Origin of the sequence: Psychromonas marina (assembly GCF_030161115.1) — a bacterium.
Lineage (GTDB): Bacteria > Pseudomonadota > Gammaproteobacteria > Enterobacterales > Psychromonadaceae > Psychromonas > Psychromonas marina.
Window position 1 is genome coordinate 46,444 of the sequence record NZ_BSPQ01000016.1, and the last position, 13,649, is coordinate 60,092.

9 protein-coding genes are annotated in these 13,649 nt (G+C 39.0%); 4 read left to right on the forward strand and 5 right to left on the reverse strand.

The genetic code is table 11. The features are described 5' to 3' along the window. Nucleotides 1-301: 301 nt before the first annotated feature. The 5 genes from QQK09_RS14985 to QQK09_RS15005 form a co-directional block, all read right to left on the reverse strand. Nucleotides 302-2,950 carry a beta-N-acetylhexosaminidase gene (locus QQK09_RS14985; RefSeq protein WP_284204969.1) on the reverse strand — a complete coding sequence of 883 codons (2,649 nt, stop codon included), beginning with the start codon at nucleotides 2,948-2,950 and terminating at the stop codon, nucleotides 302-304. A 588-nt stretch (nucleotides 2,951-3,538) separates the two neighbouring features. After that, entirely contained in the window at nucleotides 3,539-3,775 is a 237-nt protein-coding gene (locus tag QQK09_RS14990; RefSeq protein ID WP_284205129.1) for a hypothetical protein, read from the reverse strand. A gap of 1,478 nt (nucleotides 3,776-5,253) precedes the next feature. After that, nucleotides 5,254-5,946, reverse strand: coding sequence for a hypothetical protein (locus tag QQK09_RS14995; protein WP_284204970.1), 693 nt, complete (start codon nucleotides 5,944-5,946; stop codon nucleotides 5,254-5,256). After that, nucleotides 5,925-6,140 (reverse strand): hypothetical protein, encoded by a 216-nt coding sequence (locus tag QQK09_RS15000; protein ID WP_284204971.1) that lies wholly within the window; start codon nucleotides 6,138-6,140, stop codon nucleotides 5,925-5,927. The genes QQK09_RS14995 and QQK09_RS15000 overlap by 22 nt, the downstream gene beginning before the upstream one ends. 218 nt (nucleotides 6,141-6,358) lie before the next feature. Continuing rightward, nucleotides 6,359-7,036 (reverse strand): rRNA large subunit pseudouridine synthase E, encoded by a 678-nt coding sequence (locus QQK09_RS15005; RefSeq protein WP_284204972.1) that lies wholly within the window; start codon nucleotides 7,034-7,036, stop codon nucleotides 6,359-6,361. A gap of 204 nt (nucleotides 7,037-7,240) precedes the next feature. Here QQK09_RS15005 and QQK09_RS15010 point away from each other — a divergent pair, with 204 nt between their 5' ends. The 4 genes from QQK09_RS15010 (at nucleotide 7,241) to QQK09_RS15025 (ending at nucleotide 13,563) form a co-directional block, all read left to right on the forward strand. Then, nucleotides 7,241-9,469, forward strand: a complete 2,229-nt coding sequence (locus QQK09_RS15010; RefSeq protein ID WP_284204973.1) for an NADP-dependent isocitrate dehydrogenase — start codon at nucleotides 7,241-7,243, stop codon at nucleotides 9,467-9,469. A 134-nt stretch (nucleotides 9,470-9,603) separates the two neighbouring features. Beyond that, nucleotides 9,604-10,266 carry a response regulator transcription factor gene (locus QQK09_RS15015; RefSeq protein WP_284204974.1) on the forward strand — a complete coding sequence of 221 codons (663 nt, stop codon included), beginning with the start codon at nucleotides 9,604-9,606 and terminating at the stop codon, nucleotides 10,264-10,266. A gap of 278 nt (nucleotides 10,267-10,544) precedes the next feature. Continuing rightward, nucleotides 10,545-10,988: a hypothetical protein gene (locus QQK09_RS15020; protein ID WP_284204975.1), complete on the forward strand. Its 444-nt coding sequence runs from the start codon at nucleotides 10,545-10,547 to the stop codon at nucleotides 10,986-10,988. Nucleotides 10,989-11,430: 442 nt separating this feature from the next. Continuing rightward, nucleotides 11,431-13,563, forward strand: a complete 2,133-nt coding sequence (locus tag QQK09_RS15025; protein WP_284204976.1) for a TonB-dependent siderophore receptor — start codon at nucleotides 11,431-11,433, stop codon at nucleotides 13,561-13,563. The last annotated feature ends 86 nt before the right edge of the window (nucleotides 13,564-13,649 follow it).

Here is a 13,649-nt window from a genome sequence, read left to right on the forward strand (position 1 = left end):
GTGCCTTGAACGAACGACTTTTTCCGGCGTAAGGTTTGAACACTAAATTAATGGATTTGTTATAAGACCGGACTTCTACCTAATTTGCTTCATTTTATTTAAGTCGTTTTTTCTAAGTGATGTGGATTTTAGTAATGTGAGTTTGGTTATTTTGGTTTTTTAATACAGGAACAAAACTTGATTTAGCAGGTTTTATTATTTTAGAGGCATTACTATCGCAATCAAAAAAGCCGACATGATGTCGGCTTTGTAATGATTCGTTATTGGAAGTAAGTCATACACTTACCATTTATAACAAATGTTAGTTAACCTGTGTTTCACGACTGAAGCGTGTACCCGTTTCAGAGATACTACGAATCGTCACATCACCCGTTACTTTTGGCTTGTTCGTGTCGCTGTAATCGTTCCATGTTTTACCCGCATCCGTTGAGTATTGAAGTGCAATACCTGGGAATTGAGAGTTCATGTGTAAAACACCTTGGTCAATGATTGCACCTGGAACGGGTAAACGGTAGCTGATACCTGCTTTTTCTAATTTAGCTAACTCACGTTGGCCCATTACGTTAGCAAAGCGTTGGTAATCGCTATTTAATGCTTTCTTGTTAACATAATCAGTTTCTAATGAATAAGTTTTTCCTGCTTCATATTCATTTTCCCAACTTGCTTCATGCCATGCACGTTCAGCGGCAGCTAACACACGTGGGAATACCATGTATTCATATTGTTCATCGGTACGTACTGACTCAGACCAAAGTTGTGCAGACAGCCCATGGAATGGTTTTGTTGTTTCTACGACACCTTTACCAGTGAAACCGTTACCATCACGGTCAACAGATGTTTCTGCATTTTGAGGTAGATTTTCTGGCGCAAAAGCAAACATTTTACGTGTATCTGTTGCACGTGTTGCCCAGTAATAACCACGCTCTTTTGCATCTACTTCATAAGGCATATCCATATAAACGTAATCAGGACTAGAGATAACTACACCATAGCCTTTTGATGCCCATTCATAAGCTGATGCATCGCCACCCCAGAAAGTTACATCCCAGAAACTTACTCGCGTTTCTTCTGTTTTAAACGATGTTGAGTCTTCTGAATGTTTTAAACCATCTTGCCAAGCTTGGAACACTGGAATGTCGTTATCAGCAACCATTGCTGCTACTTTTTCTGCAAAGTAACTAGGAAGATGTGCGAAACCCGCTACTTTTTCGCTATCAATAAGCGATTTACATGCTGGTGATTTTGCAAACGGGTAGTCCTGTGCAGAAAGGTCTAAATCACCTTTCCAATCAATTTTTTCTTCATCATTAATGTCTTGGAAACCAGCGTGTAATTTGATATTTGCTGCTTCATCACCACCAAAGTGCCATGTTGTTAACGGTGTACCTGCTTCATTATGCATTGCTGCAATTTCTGTGATTATTTTATCTGCAAAGGTTGAAGAAGATTCCATACATGGATTGATAAAGCTTTTTTTGTCATAGAACTGAACTGTCGTTACGTTTGACGTATCTTCTGGGTCCATTAAGCGATATTCGTTAGCTGCTTCTAAATTACCTTCAGCTGCAAAACGTTGGTAACGCGCTTCCATTGACACAACCGCAGCACGTGAATGCGCTGGCATATCAATTTCAGGGATAACTTCAATGTTACGTGCTTTTGCGTAGGTTAACATTTCAATGTAATCCGCTTTACTAAAGTAACCTGAACCCAAGTTATCATTATTTGCGCCAGAGCCTAGCTGTGGTAGAAGACAGGTTGTTTCTGCCTCATCAAAACAACGATTACCACCAACATCTGTCAATTCAGGTAGACCTGGAATTTCAAGTCTCCAACCTTCATCATCGGTTAAATGTAAGTGTAATTTGTTTAATTTGTAAGCGGCCATTTGATCTATCGTTGCTAGCATCGTTTCTTTGGTACGGAAGTTACGTGCTACATCAACCATTACGCCACGGTATTCAAAACGTGGTGCATCTTTGATCTCTACTGCTGGGATAACATGGTTATCTAAGCTCACTAAAGCAAATAGTGACTGCATTGCATAAAATGCACCTGCTTGGTCAAACGCGCGAATTTCAGTTTTATCAGTCGTTACGTTTAATTCGTATTGACCTGATACTGCTGTTTTATCAAATGCTGTTTCATCAACCGTAATTTCTACTGGGTAATCACCTTGCATTTCTAAGTTTAAAAGTTGAGCTCGTGTTTTTAGTGCATCAATTTGCTCAGCATCTAGATCGTTAGTGATAAGGTTAATGCCGGCTGATAAATCTGCTTCGCCTTTTAATAGCGTTGTTTCTACAGGTGTTGGGATAATATCTTGGCTAACAACCGTTTGTTGTAAATCTTGGTTTTTTGCAAAACGTGTTGCTGCATTTGCAAATACATTATTATCGGCTGCATTACGTTTTAATAAGTCACCTTCCAAGCCAGTCACATACTCACTAGTATCTTCAGTATCTAATGAAACAATGTTACGCGGCTGGGCATCGGGCGCTGTTACAAATGCGCGAGGCATGAAATCTGTTTCAAATAACTGCCAGTATTCACCAGTGATAGGAATCACAAGTGTTTCATTTTTTGCAAAACCTTCAAACTTGTCTGTTGGTTGTAGTTTGTATAAATCGCCTGTTACTCGAGTAATTTCAAATTGGTCATTATCTATTTCTAGAAGTAAACGAATGCTATGGAAATAGATAGTCCAATCATTAGCCGTAATATCATCGCCAGTATTAGTTAATGACATAGTAATTGAGTTACATGAAGCCCATTCAGCCTGTAATTTTTTACAATCCACACCATCGACAGCGGCAGTATTGCTTAATACTGTATAATTAATATCTAAGTTTTCAGAAATTTTGTCTACTGTTGTTTGGCTATTTTTTGTAGTCGAGCAAGCAGCCAAAGCAGAAACTAAAGCGATTGATATTAATGATTTTTTTAGCATGAGTATTCCTTCGTTATGGGATTTAAAGAGGCTTCATTTCAATCGAAATACACTTTATTTTCAAGTCAAATAAAGTATGTTAGAGAGGCGTGCCACAAAAATATTAAATCGTTATTGTTTTTCGCTAAATTATTGTGAGGAATATCTCTTTGTAGGTATTTATATTTTTACGGTGTTTACCTAAAACAATGTTTTTATGCGAACTACATTGCCTGTGTGCTAGGTATTACATGTGTTTAGGTGTAATTCAAGTAGGCGAGGGTAAAGTGATAGTAATATAATGTTACATACCTTTTTTATTTACCTTGGTTTGATGGTGTCATGATAAAATAGGTGATTAATGTCGTTTTTTGTAATTTATTTGCCTTGCGAAATAAGCACTGTGAAATATAGGGGGATATATAACTTATTTAATAACAGTGTATTATGTTGTTTTGGGTTTTTCCCCTGTGCGTATAGGCATTGATATCATTTCTAAGTTGGGGAGAGAGAGAGCGAAGTAAGGCTTTTGGGAAGATAGTGAACAATGCAGATACCGGATCCTTTCCCGTTTTATTTGCTTGTTCCTCGATTTTTTAATTTAGGTTATCAATGATCAGATTCTTTCTCTGCTTCTTGTTTCATTAATAAAATGGTTAGGTATATTTTTGTTGGCAATGAAAATATAAAACCGAGTGCGATACAGCTGGCGCTAATAATGATACCTGTGACACCAAGTTCCTCCATTTGTGGGCTGAACATATGCAAATAAATGCCTAATGCGATTAAGCTTAAACCAACGGTAATGGATATTTTCAATAATCTAATTAATTTTTTTTCAGCGATCATGCATTAACCCTCACTTGGTATGTTAATTGATTATAGCGTTTGCATTTTGCGGTGTTTTGACTTGTATCACATCACTTAATAGCTGTCCGAACCAGTGCCATTACAGTAAATGAATCCTAGTTAATATCCTGTTCGTCTGCGCTCTTCCGGTCAGTCATTAAGCTTACTCAGCAGAGGTTTCGCCTTGTCGGCGACATTACTTTCTTCTACAAAGCTGGAGTTTAGATCTTTTAGCGAATGAAGAACCGAAACGCAGTTTCGCAGTCTGAAGTAGCAAGTGAATGCCGTTCCGAAACGTTTTTTTATCTTGCTAAATAAATTCCTTTATAACGCACCAGTTCGGACCGCACATCCCTGTGCGGATCCTAACTTAGTTTCGGCATCCATGCCTCTACTTGCTAAAGGAATTGATTTACCAAGAAAAACGTAACGGAATCCTTATGTGTACGCATTGATGCTATTTCTAAATGAGGGAAGGGAGTGTTTGTTTGTTTGTTTGTTTGTTTGTTTGTTTGGGAAAATAGAAAGCAATGCGTACACAGGATCCCCTCCCATTTTCTTGCTAAGGCATGATTGCTTAGCAAGGGTAGGCATGGATGCCGATACTAAGCTCGCTTCAGCACATGGATGTGCTGTTCGAGCTGGTGCGTTTTAAGCAATCAGGACGTGCAAGATTAAAAAATGGTTGGGGGAGCTTTTCTTTTGGTTACTTTTCTTTGGCTGTTCAAAGAAAAGTAACTCGCCAAGGGCGAAACACCCACAATCAAAAGTTAATAAATGTTTATTTATGAGTGAATTTTATATCGTGGGCATTCGTATTTACGTCAATTGAAAGATCTTGTTCGTCTGCGCTCATCCTGTTGGACATTAAGCCTACTCTGCAGAGGTTTCGCCTTGTCGGCGACATTACTTTCTTTCAACAGCAAAAGAAAGTAAGCAAAGAATGCCGTTCCGAAACATTTTTTAATCTGTTAAAAAGTATCACTTCTTAACGCACCGCGCCTGAATGCACATCCCTGTGCATGCAGACGCTAATGAAATCATCCATGATTTCTTTTGCTAAAGTGATTCTTTTCATCAGAAAAATGTAACGGAAACTCTGTGTGTACGCATTTATATTATTTCTAAATGGGGGAAGTAGTGTTTGTTTGGGAAAATAGAAAACAATACGTACACAGGATCCCCTTCCATTTTCTTGCTAAGGCATGATTGCTTAGCAAAGATAGGCATGGATGCCTAGATTAAGCTCAGTCAGCACAGGGATGTGCTGTCTGAGCTGTTGCGTTATAAGCAATCAGGACGTGCAAGATTAAAAAATGGTTGGGGCAGCTTTTCTTTTGGTTACTTTTCTTTGGCTGTTCAAAGAAAAGTAACTCGCCAAGGGCGAAACACCCACAATAGAATTACATTAGCCACTTACTATTTTAGAAGTAAAACTCGGGGGGTCACTATTGTTTACTTCTTTAAATTTTTCGTTAAGCTACTGGATAGGGATATTTCAAATCCATGCTTTTGTTTCCGGCTACAATAATGTTATCTGTTAGTTCATAGCCAACAATCGCCTCCATACTATTCAATGGACCAAAATTTGAATTTAGAACATATTTCTCAAGATGATGATTTAAACTATTTGCTACAATATCGCTCAGAATCGATATATGTGTATCAATTATTTCTACTTTCCCCGTACTCTCAGTAAGTAATCTATACATAGGATCCTTTATCTGAAGATTAACAGACACTCCAAAATTATGGACTTTACCTGTTTGATGGTCGTAGTGGGTTCCCTTCAAAGACCTTGCTGAGTTCAGGCTGTGATACCGAGAAATAGAGGACTCATATTCTTGCTGTATTTTATTATCGATCATATCTGTTTTTACAATCCCCAAAATAGGTTTCTGAAACACCTGTAAAGTACACCCCATTACCTTACTGTAAAAATGGAAAAAGGCCTCGGCCTGAGCATTGATTTTGAACATAGCCATATTTTTTGAAAGCCCAACACCTTGATTTTTCATCTTTATAAAGGAATTTTCATTAATATTTTTTTGTTTAATATACTCAAGATGTAGAGCTTGAAAATAATTTGCTCCATAAGCTAAAGGAATCTGTGATGACTTAAGAAAGGTAATTACTTCTTTACGAATTAAAGGTCTATTTTCATCCATATCGGTAATATGAAATTTTTTTGAGTACTGCTAAACCGGTCAACCAAGTCGTCACAAAACTCAGAAATTATCTTTTTATGATGCTCTTCAACTATTAGCCCTGCTACCAAAGTAAACTGACCTGGACTGTTTTCTGGGCGATCTACATAACCAAGCCGACCCGCTTCATCACAATAGAACTCAACTTTAATCATCTGCACTCCAAGTGAGTAGTTCAACCGTACTATTAACAACGGAAATAAGCCATCTAGCTAATTAAATTATTGCCATGCTACTAATAACTTTTTTATTCAATGAATTAAAGCTGAAAGTAGTGGTTGTGACGTGTGGAGAAGCAAAATTAATGATGAGAAAGACGAACTTGATTTAACTCAAAGCTGACAGCTAAAAACTGACAGCTTTTTTCAAAGCTCTACAGCTCCTTGTACGAGCCATTATCAATCCCATCAATCGACCATTCGCCAATTGAATAACGGATCAAACGTAACGTCGGGAAACCGATGTGTGCGGTCATGCGACGTACTTGGCGGTTACGACCTTCATTAATCGTGATCGCAAGCCACGTTGTCGGAATGTTCGCACGTTCACGGATCGGTGGGTAACGATCCCATACTTTGGGTTTATCCATTACCTTCACTTTAGCGGGTAACGTTAAACCATCTTTAAGTTCAACACCCTTGCGTAACTTCTCAAGGTCAGCTTCTGTTGGCGCACCTTCTACTTGTGCCCAATAAGTCTTATCGGTTTTCTCACCCGGTTGAGTGATCTTCGCTTGCAAGATACCGTCATTGGTTAGCAGCAATAAACCTTCACTGTCTCTGTCTAAGCGACCGGCAGCGTAGATATCAGGAATGTTAATAAAGTCCTTCAACGTCATGCGTTCACCCTCATCGGTGAACTGGCTTAACACATCAAAAGGCTTGTTAAATAAAACCACTTTTTGCATCGCTTTTGGTAACGGTTTTTTAGCTGCATAGGTCTTATGTGCCGCTTTTTTTACATTAAAATGGGTCGGTTTTTTACCCTTCTTATTACCTGGTTTTGAGGCATGGGATGGCTTATTACTTTTTTTAGCTGGGGAATGATTCACTTAACTACCTACAAAACGTATAAAAAACACATTGTACCAGAATCATTAAAATGCACACTTCACAAATTAAGATCCTGATATAGAGAAAAGGTTGATAAATAATCTCTTCTGTAGACTATTTATCAGTTTTCGCTATTATGTGCTCATCAATTTTTACGATGTAACAAATTAATAACATCATCGCATTTTTTTAAAGGAAGAAATATGACCGATAAATCTGCAAAAATCATCTATACGCTAACGGATGAAGCGCCTGCTCTAGCAACACATTCATTACTGCCTATCGTTAATGCATTCACTAAAGCTGCTGACATTACTGTCGAAACACGTGATATCTCAGTTGCAGCGCGTATTATTTCTCACTTTTCTGATTGTTTAACTGCTGAACAGCAACTTCCAGATTCGTTAGCTGAACTAGGCGAACTTGCTAAAACAGCTGAAGCGAACATTATTAAGCTACCCAATGTAAGTGCTTCTATTCCGCAATTACAAGCGGCGATTAAAGAACTGCAATCACACGGTTACGCATTACCAGACTTCCCTGAAGTACCTGCTAACGCACAAGAAGAGCAAACTAAAGAACGTTACGCGCGTGTATTAGGTAGTGCGGTAAATCCTGTATTACGTGAAGGTAACTCAGATCGCCGTGTTGCAGATGCTGTAAAACAGTACGCACAAGATAATCCGCACCGTATGGGCGCATGGTCTAAAGAGTCTAAATCTCATGTTGCGAATATGAATGATGGCGATTTCTACAGTTCTGAGCAATCAGTGGTTGTGGCACAAGATGACGATGTAAAAATCGAATTCACTAACGCAGCCGGCGTTACAACTGTATTAAAAGCGTCTACACCAGTATTAAAAGATGAATTAATCGATTCATCTCGCATGAGTGCTAAAGCATTACGTGCTTACTTTGAAAAAGAGATGACTGAAGCAAAAGACAATAACATCATGCTTTCTCTGCACCTTAAAGCAACCATGATGAAAGTGTCTGACCCAATTATGTTTGGTCACGCGGTAACGGTTTATTATAAAGACGTATTTACTAAACATGCTGATCTGTTCGCTGAGCTAGGTGTTGATGAGCGTAATGGTCTTGGTGATGTTTACGCTAAAATCGCTAATATCGATGCTGCTAAAAAAGCGGAAGTTGAAGCGGATATTCAAGCGGTTTACGCAACGCGTCCAAGCCTTGCAATGGTTGATTCTGATAAAGGTATCACTAACTTACACGTACCAAGTGATGTAATCATCGATGCTTCTATGCCTGCGATGGTGCGCTCAAGCGGTTGTATGTGGAACGCGGAAGGTAAACTTGAAGATACTAAAGCGTTGATTCCTGATCGTTGTTACGCGGGTATCTACGAAGAAACAATTAAGTTCTGTCGTGAAAATGGCGCATTTAACCCGGCTACAATGGGTAACGTATCAAACGTTGGCCTAATGGCGCAAAAAGCGGAAGAGTACGGTTCACACGATAAAACATTCCAAATCGCTGCAGCGGGTACGGTTAAGGTAATCAACCAAGCTGGCGATGTATTAATGTCACATGATGTTGAGCAAGGCGATATCTGGCGTATGTGTCAAGCGAAAGACATTCCAATTCGTGACTGGGTTCGTTTAGCAGTAAGCCGTGCACAAGCAACAGGGCAACCAGCTATTTTCTGGTTAGACGAAGCACGTGCACACGATAGAAACCTTATTGTGAAAGTAAATACTTACTTAAAAGATCACAATACAGATGGCCTAGACATTCAAATCATGTCTCCTGTTGAAGCGACTAAATTCTCCCTGAAACGCGTGCTTGCGGGTGAAAATACAATTTCTGTAACGGGTAACGTTTTACGTGATTACTTAACGGATCTGTTCCCAATTTTAGAGTTGGGTACAAGTGCTAAAATGCTGTCTATCGTACCGCTTCTTGCGGGTGGTGGTCTGTTTGAAACGGGTGCTGGTGGTTCTGCTCCTAAGCATGTTCAGCAGTTTGTTGAAGAAAACCATTTACGTTGGGATTCACTCGGTGAGTTCTTAGCACTGGCTGTATCAATTGAAGATATCGCGGCTAAAACAAATAACGCACAAGCGGTTGTATTGGCTGCTGCATTACACGCGGCAAACGGTAAGTTCCTTAAAGAAGATAAATCACCATCTCGTAAAGTGAATGAACTTGATAACCGTGGTAGTCATTTCTACCTTGCTATGTACTGGGCTGAAGCGTTAGCAGCACAAACAACAGATGCGGCACTACAGGCACAATTTGCGCCACTTGCTAAAGCATTAGTTGAAAATGAAGCGGCGATTGTTGCGGAATTAAATGGTGCACAGGGTGTTGCGGTTGATTTAGGTGGTTACTTCCATACAGACCAAGACAAAGTGGCTGCAGCGATGCGTCCAAGTAAAACATTAAATGCAGCATTAGCTAACATTTAATCGGTTTCACTAAATAATAAGGCGCTTCGGCGCCTTTTTTTGTATCTGAAAAACAAGGTATTGATAATACTAAACTTAAAAAGTAGAATGCGAATCGTTATTATTATCATTTTATTTTTATTTGTAAGGTAGTTATGTCTCATCTAGTTGTGATTAAGGATAATTTACAACCGAGTGAATTATTAGTTGAAGTTTTAAATCAAGCTCACCATCAGGTTACGCTGATAAGTGAGAAAGAAAATCTGTTAGCTCATCTGCGCGATATGAACGCAGATTTAGTGATATTGGATCTGCGTTTAAATTGCTGTGAAACATTACAGTTCATTAGCACTATTTGCGAACGCTTTGCGACACCTATTTTAGTCTTTACCGAAGCGCATGATGAGTGCTTTGCGATCCATGCATTACAAGCAGGGGCTGATAAGTATCTTATTAAACCTTATGCTGATAACACTTTATTGGTGTATATCGATACACTATTGCGACGTGTGACATTAGAGAAGCAACGCTTTACATTTAATCAGTGTAGTGAGCCATTTTCATTGAAGATGTCACGTTTACCATTAACCGAAACAGAGTTGCTATTAATGCACTACCTCATTAAAAATGATGGTGTAATTGTTTCTAAAGCGATCTTACAAAAAGAGGTGCTTAAAAGGGAACTGTCTGCTTTTGATCGTAATTTAGATATGCACATTAGTAATATTCGTCGTAAATTACTGAACGCAGGACTGCCTAAGTCTCATATCAAAACGGTACATGGCAAGGGGTATGCTTTTTCAGAACAGGTTGCTTAATCTCTTTTTTATTCACTAATATCATTGCCTAGGTCGATACGCTGCGTGTTTATCGACGCTAGTCACTGCAAAATATGTTGAACTCCTCCACTGTCATACAATCGACACTTTTCTTCTGTTAAATATTATTTAAGGTCTATAAAAGACTAAACACGATGCATGTTCTTTAAAGAACAGAGTTTGTTTTTTAAACAGGTATGATTCATTTTGTTCGAAATCGGACTTAATTAACGTAATTAAGTTGCGCAGGTAAATAATCAAAACAGGGGTCTTTTGGCATGGCAAATCTATATAATATTTCTTTATTACCAAATCATCAGGTAATGAACTCAGTCGCTATTTTATATCATGAATTTGAAGGTGAAAATTCGAATGTAGACAACTCACTGATTAAATTAAAGCGGGTTATAGATGAGTCAGGCTTTATGCAGCAGCAGGATCATACCGTTTGGTTTTACGAACATGGCGGTGATTATTCATCGAATCCGAAACTGTTTTTTTATGCGCCGTTGAATGTTACCTGTGCTTATTTAAGTGAATTGTTCAAACATTATAGTATTGAGCAGATCGGTAAAAGTGTGTCGGTGGGCGCTGTTAAGCAAGCTTTATTGCGTTTGCGAGCTTTTATGATGAAAACACAGAATAGCGAAAGATTATCCGCTGTGGTGACTGCATCAATGAATGAAGCTGCTGTTAAGAATAAACGTAAGCTGGCCAGTTAATCTTATTTATTTGTCACGGATAAAATATCGGTTGGCGTGCTTAATTGACCTTAATAAATAATGTAAACAATATCAGCTGAGCTTGACGGTTCAGCTGATTACTCATTTAACCTCCTCTCGAAAATAATCTCATAGAAAATCTATCAAACACTTACCTATGTCAAACACCTAGCTCATCTTACGGGTTACAACTCTATTAGCGTGTTGCATTAATTGCACTCTCGCGCGCGATGCTAATCATTTATTCAGATTATTCCCCTGTTCATGTTAATCCCGCTAAATGTAAAGAATGTAATTTAATTGTTAATGATAACTATTATCATGTAATTTCGTGCTCAGTTTAAGGCAACCTGTATTGCGCGTGGTTGAACCACTTAAGTCGATATGGATGACACCAAAAATATTAATTTATAGTTAATTATTACAGCGGAGATAAAGGAATATGTTTAACAAAAGTCAGTTGGCGGTAATTGTTGGATCAGTTTTAGCCTCATCAATGTTTTATGCTCATGCAGCTGAAACGAACAGTGCAAGCACAGAAGCGGATGAACGCATGACCATAACAGGGCAAAGCTCTGATTATAAGGTAAGCAACAATACAGGTTCAATGCGCATGGAGATGACAGCGCTTGAAACACCAGGGCAAGTGACTGTTATTGATCAGAAAATCATTGATGAACAGCGCGCAAGTACATTGGGGCAAGTGTTAAAAAATGATTCAAGTATTTCTGCAGAAGGTAATAGTCGTAATCGAGAGCGTTTCTCTCTTCGTGGTTTTCAATTAGGCAGTAGTAGTGGTTTTTTACGTGATGGCAAGCAACATTGGTCTCATTACCGTCAACCCATTGAATTGTTGGAGTCGGTTGAAGTCTTAAAAGGCCCTGCAGGTTTGTTATATGGTCAATCGGCACCGGGTGGTTTAATCAACATGGTCAGCAAAAAGCCAACGGCTGATACGCAAATAACTTTCAGTCAAGATATCGGCTCTGATAATGAAACACGCAGCACGCTTGATGTCAGCGGATCATTAAACGAGGCACAAACTTTACGTAGTCGCTTAATCTTATCTCAACAAAATTCTGAGTCATGGCGCTCATACAGTGATGGTTCTTCACCAACGACAGATCGTTTTGTTGGTGGGTTATTTGTTGATTATGATCTGACCGATGACATTATGTTATCAGTGCATTATGACCGCACTGTCGATGACAGCAGTGTTGATTCGGGTGCTTATATTAAAGACGGCGATGCGGTACTCGGTGATAAATATGCTTGGGATGCACAATGGTCAAATATTGAAAATGAAGTTGAAAATATTGGCTTTGATGTTGCTGCACAGTTAAATAATACGTGGTCGATCAATGCAGGCTTCAATCATCAAGATTTTAAACGCCATGATGTAGAGAGTTACCCCAAAGAGGAAACCTATGATGCATCAACAGGTACCTACACACAGGGCGGCAGTGATCGCAGCGATCACTGGGTTTTTCAAACGGCAAGTATTGATCTAGTCGGTGAATTTGATACTGCAGGTATGGGGCATCAATTATTAATTGGTAGCAACTGGTTAGGTTATAGCTATGACCGTGTGCAGTATTCACTTGAAAGCTTAGATACCACCGTTGGTCAACCGACCGGTTCTCCTATTATCGATTCGACAGCAAGTGTTAGAACCTCTAAGAGTGAATATGATACCTACGGTTTTTATATTCAAGATATGTTAACCATTAATGACTATTGGCAAGTGCTTGCTGGTGTTCGTTACGATCAAATTATCACACGTGGTCAGGGTGGTGAAGCGGATTACAAGGAAGATGCAATTGTGCCTAAAGCCGCGCTTATTTATCACCCTGCAAACAATGGCTCTATCTACTTAACTTACTCTGAGAGTTTTGAACCGCAAGGTGAAGTCTCTGATACTGATGCCATTAATGACGGTCAAAAGTTAGACCCATTAACAGGCAAACTGGTTGAGCTAGGCAGTAAGTGGGAACTGTTTAACGAGCAGCTATTTGTTTCTGGTGCCGTTTTTGAAATTACCCAAGAAAATTCAATCATTAATATCGATCAAGATAATGATATGTATGAAGTGACACAAGCAGGTGAACGTCGTCATCGCGGTGCAGAGTTTGCATTACAGGGGAATATTACTGAAAACTTCTCGCTGAGCGGTGGCGGTACTTATTTAGATGCAAAATACACAAAAGATGAAAGCTACCAAGGAAATCGTCCTGCTGATGTACCTGAATTCTCTGCCAATGTTTGGTCGCGTTACCAGTTTGATAATAATACTGATCTTAACTTAGGCGCTATCTATGTCGGTTCGCGTTTTGGTGATGCAGCTAATACCTTCAAAAAAGACGCTTACACGCGCTTTGATTTAGGCGTTGCTCATACACTGAAATACGATCAAAACTTAGACTTTGTATTCCGTTTCAATGTTGAAAATATCTTTGATACGGATTACTTAGGTGGTGGTGGTTCAACCAAAGATGATTATGCCGCGAATGGTGCACAAAATGTAGTTATCGGCGAAGGTCGCAACTTCATGGCGACAGTACAAGTTCGTTATTAACCTCTCCTCTGATAAGGGCGCTATTTGATAGCGCCTTTTTACACTATCCCTATTATTCATATTTTACCGATTAATCATGAAAAATA

What these genes read in the sequence shown, in the direction of transcription:
- QQK09_RS15010 (WP_284204973.1), top strand. Translation starts at nt 7,241, where the DNA reads ATGACCGATAAATCTGCAAAAATCATCTATACGCTAACGGATGAAGCG.
- QQK09_RS14985 (WP_284204969.1), bottom strand. Translation starts at nt 2,950, where the DNA reads ATGCTAAAAAAATCATTAATATCAATCGCTTTAGTTTCTGCTTTGGCT.
- QQK09_RS15020 (WP_284204975.1), top strand. Translation starts at nt 10,545, where the DNA reads ATGGCAAATCTATATAATATTTCTTTATTACCAAATCATCAGGTAATG.
- QQK09_RS15000 (WP_284204971.1), bottom strand. Translation starts at nt 6,140, where the DNA reads ATGATTAAAGTTGAGTTCTATTGTGATGAAGCGGGTCGGCTTGGTTAT.
- QQK09_RS14995 (WP_284204970.1), bottom strand. Translation starts at nt 5,946, where the DNA reads ATGGATGAAAATAGACCTTTAATTCGTAAAGAAGTAATTACCTTTCTT.
- QQK09_RS15015 (WP_284204974.1), top strand. Translation starts at nt 9,604, where the DNA reads ATGTCTCATCTAGTTGTGATTAAGGATAATTTACAACCGAGTGAATTA.
- QQK09_RS15025 (WP_284204976.1), top strand. Translation starts at nt 11,431, where the DNA reads ATGTTTAACAAAAGTCAGTTGGCGGTAATTGTTGGATCAGTTTTAGCC.